General features: G+C 66.5%; 18 protein-coding genes and 4 pseudogenes. 12 read left to right on the top strand and 10 right to left on the bottom strand.

The features are described from left to right. Positions 1-130: 130 nt before the first annotated feature. A pseudogene (locus AB0I53_RS36145) lies at positions 131-341 on the bottom strand (MbtH family protein). A gap of 467 nt (positions 342-808) precedes the next feature. Here AB0I53_RS36145 and AB0I53_RS36140 point away from each other — a divergent pair. Both AB0I53_RS36140 and AB0I53_RS36135 read left to right on the top strand, forming a co-directional pair. Next, on the top strand, positions 809-1,594 hold the full coding sequence (locus AB0I53_RS36140; RefSeq protein WP_358613210.1) for a transposase: 786 nt from the start codon (positions 809-811) through the stop codon (positions 1,592-1,594). A gap of 471 nt (positions 1,595-2,065) precedes the next feature. After that, positions 2,066-2,662, top strand: a complete 597-nt coding sequence (locus AB0I53_RS36135) for a transposase family protein (RefSeq protein ID WP_358613191.1) — start codon at positions 2,066-2,068, stop codon at positions 2,660-2,662. On the opposite strand, the gene AB0I53_RS36130 is transcribed toward AB0I53_RS36135, so the two are convergent. Then, positions 2,620-3,048 carry a zinc ribbon domain-containing protein gene (locus AB0I53_RS36130; protein ID WP_358613189.1) on the bottom strand — a complete coding sequence of 143 codons (429 nt, stop codon included), beginning with the start codon at positions 3,046-3,048 and terminating at the stop codon, positions 2,620-2,622. The two genes, AB0I53_RS36135 and AB0I53_RS36130, sit on opposite strands and share 43 nt — an antisense overlap. Positions 3,049-3,103: 55 nt before the next feature. Further along, positions 3,104-3,445: pseudogene (locus AB0I53_RS36125) on the bottom strand (transposase); the annotation flags it as partial. Positions 3,446-3,521: 76 nt separating this feature from the next. On the opposite strand from AB0I53_RS36125, the pseudogene AB0I53_RS36120 reads away from it, so the two are divergent. Further along, positions 3,522-3,662 (top strand): annotated as a pseudogene (locus AB0I53_RS36120) (sugar phosphate isomerase/epimerase); the annotation flags it as partial. A 479-nt stretch (positions 3,663-4,141) separates the two neighbouring features. On the opposite strand, the gene AB0I53_RS36115 reads toward AB0I53_RS36120, so the two are convergent. The 3 genes from AB0I53_RS36115 to AB0I53_RS36105 form a co-directional block, all read right to left on the bottom strand. Continuing rightward, positions 4,142-5,506, bottom strand: coding sequence for a hypothetical protein (locus AB0I53_RS36115; RefSeq protein ID WP_358613187.1), 1,365 nt, complete (start codon positions 5,504-5,506; stop codon positions 4,142-4,144). Positions 5,507-5,583: 77 nt separating this feature from the next. Next, positions 5,584-6,519, bottom strand: coding sequence for a chitinase (locus AB0I53_RS36110; protein ID WP_358613208.1), 936 nt, complete (start codon positions 6,517-6,519; stop codon positions 5,584-5,586). Further along, positions 6,407-6,787, bottom strand: a complete 381-nt coding sequence (locus AB0I53_RS36105) for a DUF5996 family protein (protein WP_358613206.1) — start codon at positions 6,785-6,787, stop codon at positions 6,407-6,409. Before AB0I53_RS36105 ends, AB0I53_RS36110 begins: the two co-directional genes overlap by 113 nt. A 606-nt stretch (positions 6,788-7,393) precedes the next feature. On the opposite strand from AB0I53_RS36105, the gene AB0I53_RS36100 reads away from it, so the two are divergent. The 9 genes from AB0I53_RS36100 (at position 7,394) to AB0I53_RS36060 (ending at position 18,127) form a co-directional block, all read left to right on the top strand. Then, complete coding sequence (locus AB0I53_RS36100) at positions 7,394-8,500, top strand: Gfo/Idh/MocA family oxidoreductase (protein ID WP_358613185.1); 1,107 nt, start codon at positions 7,394-7,396, stop codon at positions 8,498-8,500. Then, the gene (locus AB0I53_RS36095; protein WP_358613183.1) at positions 8,497-9,606 is read left to right on the top strand and encodes a DegT/DnrJ/EryC1/StrS family aminotransferase; all 1,110 of its coding nucleotides are present in this window, start codon (positions 8,497-8,499) and stop codon (positions 9,604-9,606) included. Before AB0I53_RS36100 ends, AB0I53_RS36095 begins: the two co-directional genes overlap by 4 nt. After that, positions 9,603-10,514, top strand: a complete 912-nt coding sequence (locus AB0I53_RS36090) for a hypothetical protein (RefSeq protein ID WP_358613181.1) — start codon at positions 9,603-9,605, stop codon at positions 10,512-10,514. The genes AB0I53_RS36095 and AB0I53_RS36090 overlap by 4 nt, the downstream gene beginning before the upstream one ends. Next, on the top strand, positions 10,511-12,121 hold the full coding sequence (locus AB0I53_RS36085; protein ID WP_358613179.1) for a lipid II flippase MurJ: 1,611 nt from the start codon (positions 10,511-10,513) through the stop codon (positions 12,119-12,121). Before AB0I53_RS36090 ends, AB0I53_RS36085 begins: the two co-directional genes overlap by 4 nt. Continuing rightward, positions 12,112-13,566: a hypothetical protein gene (locus tag AB0I53_RS36080; protein ID WP_358613177.1), complete on the top strand. Its 1,455-nt coding sequence runs from the start codon at positions 12,112-12,114 to the stop codon at positions 13,564-13,566. Before AB0I53_RS36085 ends, AB0I53_RS36080 begins: the two co-directional genes overlap by 10 nt. 82 nt (positions 13,567-13,648) lie before the next feature. Continuing rightward, a complete protein-coding gene (locus AB0I53_RS36075) occupies positions 13,649-14,254 on the top strand; it encodes a sugar transferase (RefSeq protein WP_358613175.1) in 606 nt (201 codons plus the stop codon). Beyond that, positions 14,251-16,290: a GNAT family N-acetyltransferase gene (locus AB0I53_RS36070; protein WP_358613173.1), complete on the top strand. Its 2,040-nt coding sequence runs from the start codon at positions 14,251-14,253 to the stop codon at positions 16,288-16,290. Before AB0I53_RS36075 ends, AB0I53_RS36070 begins: the two co-directional genes overlap by 4 nt. Positions 16,291-16,394: 104 nt before the next feature. After that, the gene (locus AB0I53_RS36065) at positions 16,395-17,657 is read left to right on the top strand and encodes a nucleotide sugar dehydrogenase (RefSeq protein WP_358613171.1); all 1,263 of its coding nucleotides are present in this window, start codon (positions 16,395-16,397) and stop codon (positions 17,655-17,657) included. 80 nt (positions 17,658-17,737) lie between these two features. Continuing rightward, positions 17,738-18,127: a class I SAM-dependent methyltransferase gene (locus AB0I53_RS36060; protein ID WP_358613169.1), complete on the top strand. Its 390-nt coding sequence runs from the start codon at positions 17,738-17,740 to the stop codon at positions 18,125-18,127. A 327-nt stretch (positions 18,128-18,454) separates the two neighbouring features. Here AB0I53_RS36060 and AB0I53_RS36055 read toward each other — a convergent pair. From AB0I53_RS36055 to AB0I53_RS36040, 4 genes and pseudogenes are all read right to left on the bottom strand, one after another. After that, positions 18,455-18,550 (bottom strand): annotated as a pseudogene (locus AB0I53_RS36055) (recombinase); the annotation flags it as partial. A gap of 136 nt (positions 18,551-18,686) precedes the next feature. Further along, the gene (locus tag AB0I53_RS36050) at positions 18,687-19,547 is read right to left on the bottom strand and encodes a recombinase family protein (protein ID WP_358613204.1); all 861 of its coding nucleotides are present in this window, start codon (positions 19,545-19,547) and stop codon (positions 18,687-18,689) included. A gap of 165 nt (positions 19,548-19,712) precedes the next feature. Next, entirely contained in the window at positions 19,713-19,982 is a 270-nt protein-coding gene (locus AB0I53_RS36045) for a hypothetical protein (RefSeq protein ID WP_358613167.1), read from the bottom strand. A 62-nt stretch (positions 19,983-20,044) separates the two neighbouring features. Then, positions 20,045-21,379 (bottom strand): Dyp-type peroxidase, encoded by a 1,335-nt coding sequence (locus AB0I53_RS36040; protein WP_358613165.1) that lies wholly within the window; start codon positions 21,377-21,379, stop codon positions 20,045-20,047. Positions 21,380-21,395 lie beyond the last annotated feature (16 nt).

Here is a 21,395-nt window from a genome sequence, read left to right as displayed (position 1 = left end):
CCGAGTTTTCGTCGCGCTGGCGCGAGCCGACTCACCGAACCGCACCACGCGCCGCCGCGGCGCTACCGCGGGTTCGCCGCTCTGGGGTGCTCCTGGTGACGGCGCGACTTCTTGGTTGGGCGGAACGTGATCAGGACTCGCCCAGCTGCGCGATCAGGCTCTTCGGGCGCAGGTCCGTCCAGTTCCGCTCCACGTAGTCGTGTGTGGACTGCCGGTCGGTCTCCGGCAGTGCGACGGTCCCCCGGCGCGTCGCCGAAAGCGGGCCACAGGGAATGCTGTCCCTCGTCGTTGACCAGCACGAGGTACTTGCCGTCTGGGTCTTCGAAGGGATTCGTGCTCATCGTCTCGTCCTCACGGCTTCGGGATGCTCGGTGGAATGCTCCGGGAAGGCCCGGAAGCGGTTCAGGTGCGCAGGACGGTTCTGCCAGCGGTGACAGGCAACGACGCATGCCGCGGACGACCGACGTCGGGCGTCGCACCGCCGGTCCGGCGCGGCGCAGGGGCCGCTGGTCCGCAGCAAGCTCGGGTTGCTGATTTGCACGACCCACGACTTGTGCGACGATGCGCGCGCATGCCCGCGTAGAGCGGGTACGGGTTGTCCCGCCACGGGGAGTGCAGCAAGCGGGCGAACGGATCGCCTCCCCTGGCGAACAGCCAGGCAACCGCCCCTTGGGCGAACAAGCGCGTGCGAAGGCCGAGCTCGGCGAACAGATGCTGATCAGCCTGAGACTGCTGACCGGACATCGGCGCACCTCCATGATCGAGTCGCTGGATGGGAGAAGCTTTTCGCGCGGTGGAATCGACTGCCCTGCCGACGTCCCGCAACACCGCACCCCGAGGCGACCGGCACCGCTCGACAGCGTTCACGGGGCTGTCGGTGCGGCAGTTCAGCAAGCTGGTGGGCATCGTGCGAGGTCGTGGCGCCGAGCAGACCGGCGCCGGTCGCCGATGGGGGCTGTCGCTGGACGACCGGGTACTGCTGGTCGCGGTGTACTACCGCACCAACCTGACCTTGCGACAGGTCGCGTTACTCTTCGATGTCTCCAAGTCCGCAGCCGGGCGGGTCGTCGACCACCTCGGCCCCTATCTCGCGTTGTCGCCGACCAAGCGCAAGCACAACCCGGACACGGTGCTGATCGTGGACGGCACCCTGGTACCCACCCATGACCGAAGCGTGAGTGCGTCGTCGAAGAACTACCGGTACTCGACCAACCTGCAGGTGGTCATCGACGCCAGCACCCGCCTGACGGTCGCAGTCGGAAAACCGCTGCCCGGCAACCGCAACGACTGCCGGGCCTACACCGAATCCAGTGTCGACCAGCACTGCACGGGTGCACACGTCATGGCCGACAGCGGCTACCAAGGCATTACCGGAGTGGTCATGCCGTACCGCAAACCCGGCGACGGCAGCGAACTTCCTCCGTGGAAGGAAGAACTCAACACCGTTCACAAGCGCGTCCGAGCCCGCGTTGAGCATGCCCTGGCACACATGAAGTCCTGGAACATCCTCCGCAACTGCCGACGCAAACGCGACGGCGTCTGGCACGCCGCACGCGGCGTAGCCCTCATGCGCAACCTCACCATGACCCACTGAACGCCGACCGCCACGCCGCAAGCCACGATTTCCCATGCACGCCAACAATATTTGATCATTATGGGACAGGCTTTAGACGCTATTGCCGACCCATTCGAACAACAAGACCTGCGGCCACAAGCTGCCATGCGCGGTCACTCTCATGTCGCCGGACAACCTCGCTGGCAAACAACTGCCATTCGCCTGGACAGCGACCATTCGCAGGCCACCGGAAACGCCATGGGGAGCCGCCCGATCACGGCGATGCGGGCAGCAATCCGACCTCGGCGGCCCGCACCCCGGCTTGGAAACGCGAGTTGGTGTCGCGGGCGGGTGAATCCTGTCTCTGGCACGGTTTCCGTGATGGAACCGGGCGGTGGTCATGATCTAGGTAGTTGATCACGATCCTGGTGTGCTGATCTTGAATTTCTGAGGGGCTTGTTCCCGCATCTGGCCGAGTTACGGATCGACGGTGTGCACGCTGCGGGCTCGATGGTGCAGATCCAGGCCAGCACCACGGGCGAGCAGGTGGCGTGCCCTGGATGCGCGATCCTGTCGGGCCGGGTGCACAGCCGCTATGAGCGGCGGTTGCTGGACACCGCGGTCACTGGCCGGGAGTTGCTGATTCGGTTGCGGGTGCGACGGTTGTTCTGTGATAACGCCGAATGCGTTAGGAAGACCTTCGCCGAGCAGGTTCCGGGGTTGGCGGCTCGGTATGCCCGGCGCACCTCGGTGCTGGACCGAGTGCTGTGCGCGGTCGCGCTGGCGTTGGGTGGTCGCGCCGGTGCGCGACTCACACAGCGCTTAGCGGCGCAGCACCAGCTCAACATGACCCGAATAGCCGCATGCCGACCGCCAAGAGCAGGAGACACCGACGAACCCCGCCGATCGGCAACACCCTTGCCGTGCCACAGGGTTGTAGCCTGCGAAAGGCGCACCTGCTACCGTTCCGGTGTGATTTCCCCAAACACGGGAAATTTCACCAACTTTGGGGTTCGAGTCCCTCGGACACAGAATTACCCCATGGAACGGGGTCTTGTCGCTGGTCAGGCTCGGTCGGATGTCACGACCGAGCCTGACTTGTTGTAGACGATGATCAGGTTGTGGTCCCGCAAGAACCGGGCGACCGCTTCGGGCTGACTACCGCAGGCAAGGGCCAACCCGGTGATAGCGGATGCGGTTTCCGCCACCAAGTGGTCCTCGCGGACATAGACACTCTTGGGCTGATCCGGTGTGCGCCGCTGAGAGCTGGTATGTCCGTGACGACACCGGTAGCCAGGACGCTGGTTCGCCCAGTGCGCGTCCATACGGCGATTGCAGATCCCGCACCGCACACGGCCGGCGAACCGGTAGGTACGGGTGGTGCCGTCACCGGTCGGCCGCGCGGCCCGGAGGGCTTGAACCGCGACGAAGTCGGCTTCGCTGACCAACGCCGGGTGCGTGACCCGCATCGAGATCACCCACTGCTGCGGCACGCTCCATAAGGTCAACCGGACTCGGACCGACTTTTGGGGACGATCGACCCCGTTTCGCCTGGATCTGCGAGGAATCAACCGTCGCACGGGAGAAGTCGAGCTGACCCGCGCCACGCAACTTTGCCAGCAACACCTCCTGCAGCTCCTCCCACACCCCGGCGTGCTGCCACTCGGCCAACCGCCGCCAGCACGTCGACCCCGAACCGAATCCCAACTCCTGGGGAAGGAACTCCCACTGGATGCCGGTGTAGAGCACGAACAAGATGCCCTGCAACGTCTTGCGGTCATCGATCCGACGCCGCCCCGGATACCGAAACCGACGCTCGTGCCGGGGCAGCAACGGCTCGATCAACGCCCACAGCTCGTCACTGACCTCCCACGGCTTCGGGCGAGCCATCCCACGCTCCCAACGATCGAAACGTGATCAACTCCAGCCACCACCATGCCAGACAAAGATCATTATGCAAGGACCCTTAAAAGCCCACGGGCTGGTGGTGTGGACGATCTCGAACGATCTAGTTGGTCAGGCGGCCTGCGATCACCTCTTCGACGAGCGGTACCGCAACATCCTGCGGAGCCGGATCTGGAGCGACTGTGAACCTGAGGGAGTCCGCAATGACCAGTTCTGGTCGACCTCGAAGCGGTCTCCGACATAGGCGATCTCCAACCGGCCATAGCCCCACCCGCCAGCCGGCACCTCTCCTCGAACGGCCTGTGGCACAACGTTAGTCCGGCGGGCATGCTTGTCGGTCAAGCCATCGCCCAGCCCTGTGAACGTCCTGACCAGACAGTCACGGTCATCGCAGAAGAACCATCGCATCGTAAGCACAGCTGGCCTGCCACCAAGGCGTCGGCCAGCCCAGGACTCGCTGATCGTCGATGCAGGTCGCCCGCCGTGAGCAGGGTGCCGGCCGACGACGCAGGACCGTCGGATGATCGACAAGTTCCGCGCCGGGCGGTACTGACCCGCCCCGCCGGTCCCGAGCCTCTGCCCGCCGCCTTTTCATCTTGGGCTGCATTTCCGAGGTGCACGTTGGACTGCTCTGGGAAGTCTGACGCTGCAGATGAGAAGTGGGCGCAGTTCGCAACGAGGTCACGCCGCGTCGAAGGTCCGCACGACTACGCGGTGTTTGCCGCCCCGAGTGCGTTCCATCGGCTCGTCGGTCGTCAGGTCGACCTCGACTGCGCTGCCCACCAGGCGTCGAACTTCGCCGAGTATCATCGAGCGCTCATCCGCGTCGAAACCTGGTTCGACCTCGAGACGCACTTGGACGCGACCGGGCTCCGGCTGGACGAACTGGTAGCGACGCACGTGACGGGCATCGAAGAAGCATTTCCCGAGCGGGTGCATGGAAACGTGCTTGCCGTTCGGCAATTGCAAACTGTCGCCCTGCCGACCGACCACCCGCTCCAGAAACGTGCCTTCCGTGCCACATGGACATGTCCCCGCGCCGAGTACGGCCCGGTCCCCGATCCGGTACCGCAGGAAGGGCAGCGTCCGGGCGTGCAGGTTCGTCACGACCACGTCACCCTCCTCGCCCGGTGGACACCGGCGTCCAGCGTGGTCGAGGATCTCGACGATCGATACGCTCTCGGCGAGGTGAAGCCGACTGTGCGAGCATCCTTGCGACATGATGCCGCCGTCGTTGCACCCGTACTGGTCGCGCAGTGGCGCCTCGAAGGCTTGCTCGATGCGCTCGCGCCAGGTCGGGAACAACAGCTCAGCCGTCGTGACGATCACCTTCGGTGACGGCACGCGCACCCCGGCTTCCAGTACGGCGTCGGCCATCGCTGCGACATGGCTCGCGTATCCGTACCAGAGCACTCCCCGCGCGCGCCCGGCCGTGAGCGCGCGTTCCAGGCTCGTCTCCGGGTCGATGTGGCATCCCGCTGCGGAGACCACGCGCCCCTCCAGGAGAGCGCGCAATCGAGACTTCAAACCCTCGCTCGCGGACTGCAATGAGGGCGGAGAACCTACCATTACCAGGCGGTCTCCGTAGCGGTAGCCGGTGCGTTCCCAGAAGTACAGGTTCGCCGCGTAGATGTGCACCCAGGCGCGCTTGTCGAGCGGGTACTGGAACGGGTCGCCGGTACTACCACCGGTCTTCTTGACGATGTGCGGAATGTCTCGCCAGTCCCGGCTCAAGAAATTGTCCATGCATGGCCGCATCATCGCCTTGTCGATCACGGGGAGCTCGGCGAGGTCCACCCCATCCACGTTCCGCCCGGCCAGCACGTCACGGTAGTACGGCACCTCTTCCTGCGCGTGCCGCAAGACAGCGCGCAACCGGTCCCGTTGCCAAGCCCGCCGCTTTTGCTCAGGCCACGTGAAAAATTCCGGCAACCATCGGGCGGTGCTCAGATAGGGTGCCCGAAGAACGGGCTCCACAACACTGCGCGTAACGGCAGAGACCACGCGCGGGCGCAAGGCGGTGCGCAGACGGAGCAGAGACATCATCCGACCTCCCGGACCGAAAATCAGCAAGTCTTTGCGACACGGGCAGATTCAGTTCTGTGGTTCTCGGACCGGACCGATCAGGGCTCCGTGGAGTGGTAGCGCGCTATGACCCTGGTGAAGTCCCAGTCGCGCTGGGGGATCCCGCTCCCCGCGTCATGACTCGGGTCGCCGGGACGGTCGCGGTTGACCGCCCAGAAGGTGAACCGGCCGAGGCGTCGGTCGTTGGCGTAGTCCAGGAAATTGTGGAAGTCCTCCAACCGAACGGTTTCCTCGAGCCCACCGTTCTTAGACGATATGCCGGCCTTTTGGTACGCCTCTTCGATCGGTATTGCGAAGGTGCCGGCGATCTCCGACGCGAGCCCTTCGGTGGCCGAGATCGTATCGCGGGTCATGTCGGTGCCCTCGAAATTGAACGGCATGATCGTGAAGACGTCGATGTTGGCGCCGAGCTCGTGCGCTCGTCGGATGAGCCGCTTGCCGAGGTCGCTCGGGCCGGTACGTTCCGTGGGGAACACCACGGTCGTCTTCAGTTCGGGGTTCCGCTGCTTGAGGATCTTCAGTGCGCCGAGTTCGCGATCTTGCGCTTCAGGGGATTTGAATTCGCCCTTCTCGATGTCGACGTCGATCGCTTTGAGCTGGTAGGTGTCGATGACCTTCTGGTACGCGCCCGCCAGGGACTGCTCGTTCGGGCAGACCTCGCCCAGCTTCTGCCCCTCCTGGGCGCTGCCCCCCATGGAGACGACGACATCACCGCCCGCGTCGCGGATTCTCTTGATCTGAACGGCATCGTCGCCGTCCAGCGGCCGTTCGCCGTCCCATGCGGGATCGCAGCCATTACCGGAGAGGATGAAAGCAAGAGTGAACGCCTTGACGCCAGTTTCCTTCATCACCGCAACCGGGTCAGGGGGGTTGCCCCACCCGAAGAAAAGATATGGCGATGAAGTCACGTTGACTGCGCTCCGGGAAACGCTGTTGCCGTACGTTGCGCACGAGATGCACGCCCAACCGATCACGAGGGTCATGAAAAGCGCACGCATCTTCGGCATGATGCAATTCTCCCCTGCCGCCACGAGAGCCGCCTGCCGCGTCACCATATGGACGGTCCGGTAATCGTGTGTACTCGTTCGGTGGTTCCACCAACAGGCCAGCCAGCAGATGTGCAGCGCAGTGTTCGCAGAAGTCGAACTCGATGTCGAACGAACGCGCGCCGTGCGAGATCAGCGAGATGCTCAGCCCGCGCGCGGTGACGTACGGCAGAATCTGCCACCAGCAGTTGGCCATGGGCGCCATCACCAACCGGACCTTCTGCACGACCCGGGTCCACATGTGAAGCTCTGGCGTGGCCGGTCAAGGCCCTTGGCGGGGACCTTCATATCGCCGACGTCGACGATCGTGGCTCGCGGCTTTCGAGCACCAGCGTGCAGCCACCCCGGATCGCGATCGACTGCACGACCGGGGCCAGCCTGAGATCCGGGGAAAAGTCGATCTCCCACCGAAGATCTACGGATTTCCCTGGCACCCTCGCTGCCATTCATCCGCTCCGCATTGTGTCAGCGACAGCTCGACGTCACTCGATCAGGCTGCGATTTTAAGTTTCCGGAAAAGGATCTTGTTCGTCCACACAGGATAGATGAACATATTCCCCGAATATTGCTCGCTTTTCGCCGTCGTGGTCACTTTGCGCACCCGCAGTCAGGCGCGCAGGTGACGGCACTGCACCCCAATCAGAGGTTCGCCTCCTCGCGGGGAGACAGAACCGCGCTGACGCTGCGCGACGAATCGACGGAGCATCCACTTTGGTATTGCCAAACAAGCAGATTCCCGCGTGAAGTTCAACGATGACTTACCGGATCCCTGTTGAGCTCCAACCGGTTTCTGGAGGCTTTCATGGCTCGAACGGACACCATGTGCGTTGCAGTAGTGGGTTACGGCTACTGGGGTTCCAAGCACATGCGCGTTCTCAGCACGTTGCCCGGAGTGAAGGTGGTGGTCGTCGACCGGGATCTCGGGCGGCTGGCCGAGGCCCGCCGAAACTTCCCGACGGCGGGCACAGCATGCTCCCTGGACGAGGTTCTCCCCAGCGTGCAGGCGGTGGTGGTGGCAACTCCGCCGTGCTCGCACGCACAGATCGCGCTGCGCTCCGTGCTCGCCGGAAAGCACACCCTCGTCGAAAAGCCGCTGGCGACCTCGATCGAGGACGCCCGAAGACTCGTCGACACCGCTGATGAACGTGGCGTGGTGCTCATGACCGGCCACACCTTCGAATACAACGCCGCCGTGTGGAAGCTCAAGGAGATCATCGATTCCGGTGATCTGGGACGGGTGCTCTACATCGACACCGCGCGGCTGAACCTCGGTCTCTACCAACGGGATGTGAACGTCATCTGGGACCTCGCACCGCACGATCTTTCGATCATCTCGTTCCTGATGGGCGAAACTCCGGCGTCGGTCACCACGTGGGCCCATCATCACGTCGACGGACGACACGCGGACGTGGCGCACGTGCGCCTGGAGCTGGAGAAGTCCGGGACCTACGCCTTCGTCCACGTCAGCTGGCTCAATCCGCAGAAGGTCCGCCGCGTGACGGTCGTCGGCGACCACAAGATGGCGGTCTACGACGACACTTCCGATGAGGACCGGATCCGCGTCTACGACATCGGCGTCGACTCGCACGGCCTCGACGATCTGGCGGACGCGCACGCGATGCCGGTCACCTACCGCTCCGGCGACATCGTCTCACCGCACGTGGTGCTCCGCGAGCCGCTGCTCGTGCAGGACACCCACTTCATCGACTGCGTACGCACCGGGCGAACCCCCAACACCTCCGGTCGGAGCGGTCTGGAGGTCGTCCGGGTGCTCAGCGCGTCGGACCTGGCACAGGTCACCGGTCGGTCGGTGCGGGTTTCGGACGTTCCAGCCCAGCGCTCCGGCGATGACGTGGAAGCCCTGAAGCTGCTCGCAGGGCCGGCGGCTTACGGGAAGGCCGGGCAATGAACAGGAGCACCGGCGCGGTCCCCTTTCTGGACCTCGTGGACATCAACGCCGACCTGCAGGCGGATCTGGAAGTGGCGTGGAAGGCGGTCCTCCTGCACGGCCGGTTCGTCGGCGGGCCGGAAGTCGAACGGTTCGAGAAGCAGTTCGCCGAGTACTGCGAGTCGCGCAGTTGCGTCGGTGTGGCCAACGGCACCGATGCCATCGAACTGATCTTGACCGCGCTGGGCATCGGAGCCGGCGACGACGTCATCGTTCCGGCGAACACCTTCGTCGCCACCGCGGAAGCGGTGCGTGCGGCCGGGGCGCGGCCGCTGTTCGTCGATGTCCGCCCCGACACGCTGCTGATCGATCCCGCAGCGGCCGCCGCAGCGGTGAACCGACGTACTGCCGCGATCATCGGGGTCCACCTGTTCGGCCAAATGGTCGATGTGCTCGCGCTGAGCTCGCTCGCTGACCGTTGCGGTCTCGCGTTCATCGAGGACGCGGCACAAGCGCACGGAGCGCGCTACAGCGGACACCCCGCCGGAAGTGTCGGACGCGCCGCCGCTTTCAGCTTCTATCCCGGGAAGAACCTTGGGGCGCTGGGCGACGGCGGCGCCGTCGTCACCAACGACGCCGAGTTGGCCGACCGGGTTCGGTGCCTCGCGAACCACGGTCGAGCCGCGCACGACCGGCACCGCCATGAGCTCTCGGGCCGGAACAGCAGGCTCGACAGCATCCAGGCCGCAGCGCTGTCCTTGAAACTCCCGCGCCTGGACTCGGACAATGCGCGTCGGCGCGAACTCATGCGCCGGTACTGGGAATCGCTGCCGACGTCCTTCGAGCCAGTCGCCGTGGCCCCCGCAGCCGAGCACGTGCACCACCTCGCGGTGGTGCGAACATCGCAGCGGGAACAGGCGGGGGCGGCGCTATCCGCGGCCGGTGTGGGGTGGGGCGTGCACTACCCGGTTCCCTGCCATCAGCAACCGGCTTTCGCCGGATGCGACGAACGGCTTCCCGTCGCTGAGGAAGCGGCCACGCAGATCTTGTCCCTGCCCATCTCCCCGACGCTCAACGACGACGACGTCGTACGGGTATGCGACGCATTGCGAGGTGTCTGGCCTTGACCGAAACCCAACACTCCAACGGCGAGCCGGACAACGCTCAGCGCTCGGACGCCGCACCGGTGACGAACGGTGCCGCGTCCATCAGTCCGCTCCTCGGCGCTCAGGAAGACCGGCGGACACCGCCACCCGAGCAGGGAAGCCCAGCGTGGTCCGCACTGCTGGCCAACAAGCGGCGACTGCTGGGCGTGTCGCTGCTGATCGTGCTGATCGGCGCTAGCACCGCATTCATCGGAGCGCTGGTGTGGCCGCCGGTGTACGCGGCGCGCGCGCAGATCCTCTTCGAGATCAGCGAGGAGAAGTCGACCGGTTTCCTGCGCGAGGACCGGAGTCTGACGACCCAACTGGTGCTGCTGCGCAGCAGGCAGGTGCTCGGGCCAGTGGCCGCCCAGGAGCGGATTCCGGTGGAGGAATTGGAGAAGACGGTTACGATGTCGCTGCTCGACAGCAGCGAGGTCCTGCAGGTGGAGGCCAGGGCTGGTGCCCCCGACGTCGCCCTGCGCCGGACCCGGGAGATCGTCGACCGCTACCGGGACGTCGCGCGAACCAACAGCGAGTCCGGAGTGGACGGTTATGTGCGCGGGCAGCTCGCCGATGTCCGGGCGCAGCTCGTCGAGGCAAGCGCACAGGTCTCGCGGGAGCGCGCAGTACCCGGCTCGCCCTCGCTGGCCGCCGCCGAGGCGCTGGTGCAAGGCCTGCAGCAACGCGATCAGCAGTTGCAGTCGCAGCTCGACCAGCTCAGCATGGCCGAACTCGCGCGCTCCGAACCCAAGGTCGTGGTACCGGCCTACTGGGTGACCGACCCAGTCAGCCCCCGCCCCATGTTCGCTACGGCGGCCGGAGCGCTCACCGGACTCCTGGTCGCAGCCGTCACCGCTGTGCTCCTGGTCCGCCGGTGGAGCACACGGTGAGTGCCCACTCCGTGCTGCGCGGCGACCTGTCCCGGCCAACTGCCAGGAGAACGGTTCGGCGTTCTGCCGTCGTCTCTGGCGGGATCCTCATCAGCCGACTGACCGGGCTGGTCCGGGTCGTCGTGGTTGGCGCGGTGCTCGGCCCGACCTACTTCGCGAACGCGTTCGTCGCCACGAACATGGTCCCCAACCTGACCTACAGCGTAATCGCGGGGCCGGCGCTCGCTCTGGTGATCGTCCCAGCCGTGGTGCAGGTGCTCGCGCGCGGCGGACCAGACGTGGCAATCAGGCTGCTCGGCCGGGTCAGCGGATTCCTGCTGATCGCTTCAGCTGTGCTAGCCGGACTCGTGGCGCTCGCCGCACCGGTGCTCGGGTGGTGCCTGAGCCTCGGCATCCCGCAGCCCTCGCTCCGGGAGCAGGCCGAGCAGACGACGACAATGCTCGTCCTGCTGGTCGCGCCCCAGGTCATGCTCTACACAGCGGCAGCGCTGGGAGCCGCTGCTCAGCAGGCTCGCGAACGCTTCGCGCTGGCGGCCGTGGCTCCCGCAGCGGAGAACGTGGTGCTCATCGCCGCCGTAGTCGTGGTAGGTGTGCGCTGGGGCGCGGGGCTGGATGTCGCGGAGATTTCGGCTGGTCCGTTGGTCGTCCTCGGGCTGGGCAGCACCCTTGCCGTGGCGGTGCACGCTTGCCTCCAGTTGTTCGGGGCGTCCCGGGTGGGGCTGCCGGTGCGCCCGTCGTTGCGATGGCGATCGGACCCGGAGGTGGCGTCCGTCCTGCGACGGCTGCGCAGTTCGATCAGCCTGCCCCTCACACGGTCGGTCGCGCTGTACGTGCTCTTGGCCGTCGCGTCGACTGTGCCTGGCGGAGTCATCGTGGTGCAGAGCGCCTACACGGTCATGCAGGTCCCGACCGCGTTGGGGGCGCGGGCAGTGTCAACCGTGGTCCTGCCCGGGATGTCAGCCGCAGTTGCACGTGACGACCACAGCGGTTTCGCCGCGTCGTGGCGACAAGCCCTGACGCTCGCGTCGATCACCAGCCTGCCTCCGTTGCTCCTGCTCACCGTGCTCGCCCACCCGGTGGCGAGCATGCTGGCGAACGGGCAGTTGCACTCGGACAAGCTGATCGACCAGCTCGCGGCCTGCCTCGCGGTGATCGCAGTCGCCCAGTTCGCGGCGAGCGTGCACATGGTCGGCCTCGATGCGCTGTTCGCGCAGCTGAACACCCGCTGCCCGCGGCTGGCCAGCTACGCACTGCTGGCCGCGTCGCTCACTGTCACAACCACCTCGCTGTTCGTGCCGGACGACCAATCCCGCTTGGTGGTGCTGTGCGCGGGCCTGCTGGCGGGTGAGCTGGCCGGAGCGGTGACCGTGCTCTTCGGGCTGCGAGCCGCGTTGCGACCCGAACGATGGATCGACCACGCGCAGATCGCGCGGGCTTTTCTCGCCTGCATCTCGATGGTGCCAATCGTCGCTTTCGGCCGCTGGTTTCTGAGCATCGGCGCGATCAGCCGGGCTGGATACGTGATCGTCCTCGGAGCGTGCGGACTGGCGGCGATCGCCGTCTACGCCGGGGCGGTGCGGATCAGCTGGATCGGACGATGCCCGTGAGCGTTTTGCTGCCCCGACGCGACGAGATTTCCAGCAGGATCACGAGCCGCGCGGACACCCTGCTCATAACCCTGGCGGCGTTGTGCGCATCGCTGGCGGGACTGTCCATCGCAGTGGCCGGGCCGCTGGTAACCGGGGCACTGGTGGCTGCGGCGCTTTTTCCCGCAGCCGCGTACCGCCCCGTGTTCGCGACCTACGCCTACCTGCTGACCTTGCCGTTTCTCGCGGGTATCGACCGGGGCACGCTGGTGCCGGGAGCGCGACCGAACGAGGCATTGTTCGTCGTGCTGGTGGCCGGGGCATGCTTCGGTGGCTGGCTGCGGCTGCTACGTGGTGACCCGATCCCGCTGCGCCTCCGGCCGCTGGACGTTCCGCTGGCCGGTTTCGTGGTGTTCAGCACCATCTGGCCGATCGCGTCGATGATGCTGCGCGGCAACGAACCACACGGCTCCGATCTAGTGGCGCTGCTGCCGGTGTGCAAACTCGCGGCGCTGTTCCTGCTCGTCCGGTTGACCGTGCACACCGAACAACAGCGGCTTCGCTGCATCCGCCTCGTGGTCTGGCCGACCGCTGGATTGTCGATAGTGGCGATCTTGCAGACGCTGGGTGTCGGACCTGTGCTGACGTTGCTGAGCGCGTTCTGGAATGCGAGCGCGAACGATGCCAGCGACCGCGGCACGGCGACTCTGGCGTCCTCGATCGCGACCGGCGATTACATCATCGTCGGGTTGGCACTCCTGCTGTACTGCGGCACTCGCGGAATCCTCGGCAAGTGGGAACGGATCGGGCTCGGCGTCCTGCTCGGTGCCGGTGTCCTCGCAAGCGGGCAGTTCTCGACCTGGATCTCCGCACTCGTGGGCGGGGTGCTGATCCTGCGCCGTTATCCCCAGGCCCGGCACCACGTGGCCAGGTTCCTGCCGATCGTGGGGATCGCCGCACTCGTCGGCGCGCCCGCGTTCCTCGGCCGCATGGCGGACTTCGCGCAGGGCTTCGCCGTGCCCCGCAGCTGGCTCGGCCGGTGGGACAACCTCACCACCTTCTACCTGCCGCAGCTGGCAGACGGACGCTTCGTCCTCGGGATCTCGCCGGACTCAGTGCTCACTGCCCCGGAGACCTGGCGGGACGTGATCTACCTCGAATCCGGTTACTTGCAGTTCCTTTGGGTCGGCGGGATTCCGCTGCTGGTCGCGTTCGTCTGGCTGTCGGTTGCGGTGCTGCGCGAGGCCCGCCGGCTGGCCCAGCGTCCGGGCTCGGTAGGGGCGTGCGCGGCAACGCTGGAGATCGCTTGGTGGATGGTCCTAGCCCTGTCGCTGATCGACATCCATCTAGTGGTCCGCGGGTTCGGCGATCTGCTGTTCGTTCTGCTGGCGATCATGTCTGGGAGGCTCAATGATGACCGGCGCAGCACTCAAGATCCTGCTCTCGATCGGTCTCGCGCAGCGTAGGAGACCAACGCCGACGGTGCGGGCGAAGCGCACGCCGGAACCGTTGACGCCCTCCGGTCGGCGACCTCGGTGGGAGCGGGCAATGGTGCGCGGGGTCGACGTGATCGGTGCATCCGTCGGGTTGGCCGTGCTTGCGCTGCCGATGCTCATCGTCGCCGGCATCATCCGCCTCACCAGCCGAGGCCCGGCGCTGTTCCGGCAACGCCGGGTCGGGCAGGGCGAAAAGCCGTTCACGCTCTACAAGTTCCGCACCATGCGCCTGGGGTGCAGCGACGAACCGCTGCGCGAAATGATCGCACGCGAGTTGCGCGGCGAGAACACCTCCGCCGACGGCAGTTTCAAACTGGACCGCGATCCGCGCATCACCTCGGTTGGTTCTTGGCTGCGGCGCACCAGCCTCGACGAGTTGCCGCAGCTGCTCAACGTGCTGCGCGGTGACATGGCGCTGGTGGGCCCACGTCCGTGCCTCGAATGGGAGGTCGCGATGTTCCCGCCGGAGTTCGCCGAACGCAGCACGGTGAAACCCGGGCTGACCGGGCTGTGGCAGGTCAGCGGCCGCAGCACGATGGGCACCTTGGACATGCTCCGGCTGGACCTGGTCTACGTGCGGTCCTGCAGCCTGCAGACCGACCTCGGCATCCTGGCCCGAACCCTGCCGTCGATGCTGCGCGGGGACGGTGCCCGATGACGACACTCTTCGTGGCCACCACGGGCGGTCACCTGGCCCAGCTGCACAGCCTGTCCGAGCGGATTCCCGCGGACGGTCCGGCGGTGTGGGTGACCAGCCGCAACGAGCAGAGCACGTCGATGCTGGCGGATCGGGACGTCGTATACGTCCGGCCGGTCGGATGCCGCAGCGTGTCGGGAGTTCTGCGGTGCCTGCCGATCGCGCACCGGCTGTGGCGTGCCCGGGGCATCACCCGGGCCATCTCCACCGGTTCCGGCATCGCACTCGGTTTCCTGCCCTACCTGGCCGCGCGCGGCGTGGAGTGCCACTACATCGAAAGCGCCGCACGGGTGAACAGCCCGTCACTGACCGGAAAACTGCTCCGCTGGGTTCCCCGGGTCCGGGTCTACACCCAGTACCCGCACGCTGCCGACCGCGGCTGGCGCTACGGCGGCAGCCAGTTCGACGTCTACCGGTCAACCACCGCAGACCGCCCGCGGGGAGACCGGTTGCGCGTGGTGGTCACGGTCGGTGCATCGACGTATCCGTTCCGCCGGATGATCGAATCTCTGGTGCCGCTGCTCGAGCCGGACGGTGCGCTGCACCAGGCGACCTGTCTGCCGGTCGAAGTTCTCTGGCAGACCGGTCCGGCGCCGGTGGACGACCTGCCTATCCAAACCAAGCCGTACCTGCCGATCACCCAGCTCGCGGAGGCGCTTTCGTCGGCCGACGTGGTGATCAGCCACTCCGGTACCGGGTCCGTGCTGCTGGCGTTCGATGCGGGGAAGGCCCCGGTGGTGGTCACCAGGGAGCGCCGGTTCGGCGAGGCGATCGACGACCACCAGCGCCAGCTCGCGACCGAACTCGGTCGCCGCGGCCTGGTACTGCACCGGGAACTCGGCGACATCACCGTCGATGACCTGCTAGCAGCTCGGTCCACGGCGGTGGGAACGCTGCGGGAGCCACCGCCGTTCCAGCTCTCCCGAACGTCTGCGAAGGCCCTGATGCGCAGCACCACACCCGAGATCGTCACCGTCGACCCACGGAAAGACTCGCGATGGGCCGAACTCGCCGCTGGTCCGCAGGGCAGCGTGTTCACCTCCCAGCCGTGGCTGGAGGCATTGTGCCGGACGTACGGTTTCACCATTGAAGCTCGCATCGCGGTGGACGCATCGGGAGCGGTAGTCGGCGGCTTTGCCTGGGTCCGCGTCCGGGACATCCGCGGAGAACGGCTGTGCAGCCTACCGTTCTCCGACTGGGCGGACCCATTCGCGCCCAACGAGACCGTCTGGCGCCAGCTCACCAACGGGGTCGTCGACCAGGGCGTCCCAATTGCGTTGCGGTGTTTGCATTCCGGAGTCCCCGTGCGGGATCCGCGACTGCACGAAACCGGTCGGCTCGCCTGGCATGCGACGCGGCTGGACGCTCCCCTACCCGAACTCCACCAACGGATCTCCTCCAACGCCCGCCGCAACATAGCCGCAGCCGAGCGGAACGGCGTCCGGATCAGCGCCGACACCGGTGTGGAAGCGCTGCGGAACTTTCACCGGATGCAGGTCCGGCTGCGCAAGCACAAGTACCGAATGCTGGCCCAGCCGGTGGAGTTCTTCGAGAACATCTGGGAGCAGTTCCACTCCGACGACTCGGTCGTGACCATGACAGCGCGCGTGGGCGACGAACTCATCGCCGCTGCGGTGTTCCTGCAGTGGAACGGTGTGCTGCACTTCAAGTTCGGTTCGTCATTGCAGGACCGGCTGCAACTGCGCCCCAACGACGCGATCTACTGGGCCGCGATCCGCTGGGCTGCGGATCGCGGGCTGCGGCTGGTCGACTGGGGTGTTAGCGACCTCGACCAGCCGGGGCTGCTGCGCTTCAAGCGGAAGTACGCCGACGACGAGAAGCAGGTCGTGACCTTGCGCTCACAACGCGGATCATCGACTGCACGTTCCGAAGTGGACGACCTGCTCGGCGAAATCACCGGTTTGCTCACCGACGAATCCGTCTCCGACGACATCACCGGAAAAGCCGGCTCCCTGCTCTACCGATATTTCTGCTAGGAGGCTTCATGCAGCGCGATGACCGATCAGCCCTGAACACGAAGCGCGCCGTTGCACCTCCACGGACGAACGCAGCCAGGAAAAGCCCGGAAGAGGTGATCGGAATGTCCGGTGCACGAGTTGTCATCGTGGGCCAGGGCTACGTGGGCCTTCCTGTCGCCATGCGCGCCTGCGAGGCCGGATTCGACGTCGTCGGTCTTGACGTCGACGAGGACCGCATCGATCTGCTCCAGAGCGGCAAGTCGTTCATCGACGACGTGGACGACGAGCGACTCGCGGCCGCTCTGGCGACGGGCCGGTACCTACCGACCACCGAGCACGCGGAACTGCGCGGTTTCGACTTCGCTTCGGTCTGCGTTCCTACCCCACTGCACGACGGCGCACCGGACCTGCGTTACATAGAAGAGGCCGCCCGTGCGTTGTCCACGCACATCTCGCCCGGCTGCTGCGTAGTGCTTGAGTCCACCACCTATCCCGGGACCACGGAGGAGATCTTCGTACCGATCCTGGAGACCGGTTCAGGACTGCGCGCAGGAGCCGACTTCTACGTCGGTTACAGCCCGGAACGCATCGACCCGAGCAACCCGACCTGGAAGTTCCACAACACGCCCAAGATCGTGTCCGGTGTGGATCCGGAATCGCTGTGCGTCGTCCGCGACTTCTACGACCAGCTGGTGGAAGTGACCGTTCCGGTGCCAGGCACTCGGGAGGCGGAACTGGCAAAACTTCTGGAGAACACCTTCCGGCACATCAACATCGCGTTGGTCAACGAACTCGCGGTGTTCTCGCACGGACTCGGGGTGGACGTGTGGTCAGTCCTCGAAGCGGCGGCCAGCAAACCGTTCGGGTTCATGCGCTTCTCACCCGGACCCGGGGTCGGCGGGCACTGCCTGCCGATCGACGCCTCCTACCTGTCTTGGCAGGTGCGGCGTTCCCTGGGACAGGAGTTCCGATTGGTCGACGTCGCCAACGACGTCAACGAACACATGCCGGACTACGTCGTCGCACGCGCCACGGAACACCTGAACCGGCGCCGCAAATCCGTGAACAGCAGCGCCGTCCTGCTGATCGGGCTGACCTACAAGGCGAACTCCGGTGACGCACGCAACTCCCCGTCGATGGCCGTGGCCGAGCGCCTCGACCGGCTCGGCGCCGACCTCCGCGCGGTCGACCCCCTTATCGACCCGGACGAAGTTCCGCCCCACGTGCGGCTGGTGGGGTTCGATGCCGACCAGATCTCCCAGTCTGACCTGATCATCGTGCTAACCGACCACGACATGCTCGACTGGGCGCTGCTGGAGCGCTACGCCGACCGCGTGCTGGACACCCGCAACCGCCTGCGCTCTCCGCAGGTGGAACGGTTTTGACCAACTCCGCGGCACGAACGAGCCCCCACATCCAACACAGAGGCGGAGACGACCGATGACATTGACCTGCCGGGAATGGGTTGCCGAATCCCGCTGGAGGCCGCTACACCACTGCCGAGGAGAAACGGACGATATTGTGGGACGACCAGGTCGGGGTCCCAGGGCGCGCTCTGGATATCGGATACGGCGGAGGTCGCTGGTCCCGCATGCTTGGGAACGAGGTTTGGACGGTCACCTGCACCGACGTGGACGACGACGCGATCCGCCTGTGCAGCGAGCAGGCACCGCATGCCCAATGCGTCCGTGTGAGCCCGCACGATAAGACGCTCCCGCCGGCGAACGCCTCGGTCTACCTAGATCTGCGGATCGAGCTCCTCGCGGCGGTTGCTGCGCCGGTACATGCCACCGACCGAACCGTCCGCCCCGGAGCAGTCGGCTCGCCCTGGCGGCGAATGTTCAGGCGGCGGTGACGCCGCTGTCGGTGGAGAGCACGGCACCGTTGATGTTGCGGGCCTTCGGTGAGGCGACGAAGCAGAACAGGGCCGCGACGTCGTCCGCAGTGGCCATCTCGATAGGGACAATTGCGGACTGTTGGCCCGAGGTGTCGTTGAGGCTGTTGCTTGCGGGGTTTCTTCGATGGTCCAGTCCGGGCCAACGTAGATGATCACCAGTCCGCTCGTACGGAGGTAGTCGGCCAGGGCCGCATCGTCGCCGGCGACGTCAGCCAGGCGGGCCCGGAGGGCGGCGAGTAGGTGGTCTTCCCTGACGTAGGTGTTCCTCATGGCCGGTGCCTGGTTGCGGGCGCTGGTATGGCCATGGCGGCAGCGGTAGCGGTAGCCCGGCCGGTTGTGTACCCAGTGCGAATCGAACCGCCGGTCGCACGCCCCGCACATGATCAGCCCCGCCAGCAGGTAGGCCCGGGTGTCTCCGTCCTGGGACTTCCTCGCGGCCCGAATACCCTGGACCGAACGAAACGTCGCTTCGTCGACCAACGCGGCGTGTGCGGGTGTGTTCGACACCGCCCATTCCTCAGCGTTCGTGCGGCCTCCCGCGCCGCCCGCACGGCGGGCGTCGCGGTGACTGCGGGCCGTGCTGTGCCGGTTCCACACCTGCCGACCGGTGTAGCGGGGGGTTGTCCAGGATCCCCGCCACGGTTGGCGTGATCCATGCTCTCCCCGAGCGGTGCGGGTTGCGAGCAGGGTCGGCACCGGACGGGCACGGCACCCCACGATCGTTGAGCTCCCGCGCGAGCCCGGCAATACTGCGCCCCGCGGCGCGCTGCTGGAAGATCCACCGCACCCACGGCGCCGTAACCGGGTCCGGTTCCAGCTGGTGCACTCGGCGACCCCACCGCGCGTGCGCCTGATTCGGATGCGGCCCCGCATCGACAAGCCGATACCCATACGGCGGCCGCCCACCCAGAAACCGGCCTTGTGCGCAGGCTTGCGTGCGCATGGCGGCCATCACCCGGTGCCGCGCCCGCAGCACCTCCCGCCGTGACTGCGAACCCAACAACAACATCAACGCCTGATGCGCCGGATCACCGAGATCAACCGGCCCGGCTGCCTCCGGTAACCACAGCTGCACGCCCTGCCCGGCCAGGGCGGCCATGACGTTCCGGAACTGGTTACCACAGAAGGCTCGCTCGTACTCCCCGACGATCACAGCATCGAAGTCGCAGTCCGCGCTCTGAACCGCTGCCAGCAGGGCTGCCGCGGATGGCCGCTTGGTCCAGGGCGACCGGCGCGAACAGCCCTCATCGAAATACTCGGCCACGATCACCCCGCGGCCGACGATCGTCTCCTCAGCCACCTCAAGCTGCCACCGACGCGACGTCTCACGATGCTGAAACTCCTTCGTCGACATCCGGCCGTAAAAGGCGAACCGCACCAACGCCTCACCACGACCACTCCCCCGATGCCACGGCCGGCGACGGCCGCGACCGGCCGCTCCGAATGGGTCTTCTGTCTCGGTCACTGCGCACCCCGTATCCAACACCGCCCGATAAGGCAGTGCTGGAACGTCGGCACGCAGCGCTTGTGACGCAGCACCAGCTCAAAATGACCCGAATAGCCACATGCCTGGGAAGGAGGCGACCAGGACGAGCGCGATGAACGCCGCGGCGGGCAAACCGAACAGTGCACCGATGCCCCAGCCAACCAGCGGGATGACCACCATGTTGGCGAGCAGAGCCAGCACAAGTAGCGGGACGTTGGTGAAGATTCCCCGCAGTGCCGTGATTGTAGCCCGCAGGCCGGCAGAGAACATGGTGGCCGCAATGAAGATCACGGTGACGGCGGTGAACAGCAAGCGAACGGTTTCCATGAGGCATTTCCCTCAAGCGGCGGAGCGCCTCGGGCAGTGCCACGGCGCGCGTTACCGTCCTCTCAGTCCTGGAGATCGCCGAGCCAGCGCAAGGCGCTCAGGCCCGGCAGGAAGCAGTACTCGCCGCCGCGAGTGACGACGAACCGCGGCAGTGGAGGCAGGCGCCGTCGCAGCGGCCGCTGCGGAATGGTGAAGCCGGTGACGCCGTCGTGGGATCCGGTGACGGGATCTCTGGCGCTGCCCCCGCCGAAGAAGACGCTGTCGTTCATCCACTCGGACTGAACGAATTCGAACTGCCGCCCGAGGTGGGCTCCGATGAACGCGAACATCAGGCCGCGGTCGGCCCCGTCGTCCTCCAGGACTCCTTCGGGCAGCGGCGGACCGTAGACGGTGCCGCGTCTGATCATGCGGTGCAGTCGCACTTCGCCCGCCACGGACGCGTCGCGGGGATTGGCCCGCCGGATGTGGCAGCCGCTGGGCGTGGTGAATCCCGCCGGATCGTCCCGCCCGTACAGAAAGGTGTTGCGGCGGTGCGGGTCGGCGCCCAGAGCGGGGTCGTCGTGCTGCGGAGAGAGCGCCAGCGGTGCACCGCTGCGCCAGCGTCCCATGATCTTGGCTGCCAGCAGTTCCTCGTCCTCGGGGCCGGTGGCGTTGTCCCGCAGGTAGCGCCGGAACTCGGCGACCCGCTGGTGAAGTTTGCGGAAGACCGCATAGCTGCCGTTGCGTCCCAAGACCTCCGGCTGCGGTGTCTGGATGCCGCCGATCTCGTCCCGGTAGCCGAGCACGAACTCGCCCGCCTTTAACAGCGCCTCCAGCTGGTTCGACCCGGCGATGCCGCTGCCCTCGACGGCCGGATGGCTGACGCCGTCGCGGTAGCCGAAATGCTCGGTCTCGGTGGGCAGCGCGTAGCAGTCCTGCCGCCAGATCGCGGTCACTCCGGGGAGCTGGTCATAGACGGGGCGGGCCCGGTCGAGGGCTGCCTCCAACCGCGTGGTGTCCGGCGCGACCGCCGTGAGCACCACGTGGACATCCGAGGTGCCCAGTGGCGCTTCCCAGTGCTCGGGGCCGCTCTCGCCGACATCACCCAGTGCCTTGGCCCGGGCGGCCATTCCCTGCCGGAACTCCCAGACGAACGTGTCCAGCGATGCGCGCGGCACGCCAAGAGCCTCCAGTCCGTGAAAGGCGACCGCGACACTTACCCACGTCTCTCCCAGGGGACTGACCGAGTCGGCGGCAGAAGTCACCACCGCGCTCGCGCGCCGCATCAGCTCCCGCCCATGCGCCCGGTCATCGATGCGGAACACCAGGTAGGTCGCCGCGTAGGGGGTCGGGCGAGGGCTGAGCACTCCGCGCTGAATGTCGTCGAGCTCCAGTCCGGTTCGTGTGGGCGCGCTCACGGTCTCGCCTCCTCTC

This window comes from Saccharopolyspora sp. NPDC050389 (assembly GCF_040655595.1).
In the GTDB taxonomy this organism is placed as follows: Bacteria; Actinomycetota; Actinomycetes; order Mycobacteriales; family Pseudonocardiaceae; genus Saccharopolyspora.
Note: the sequence above shows the minus strand (reverse complement) of the source record. Positions and strands in the feature narration are given on the sequence as shown.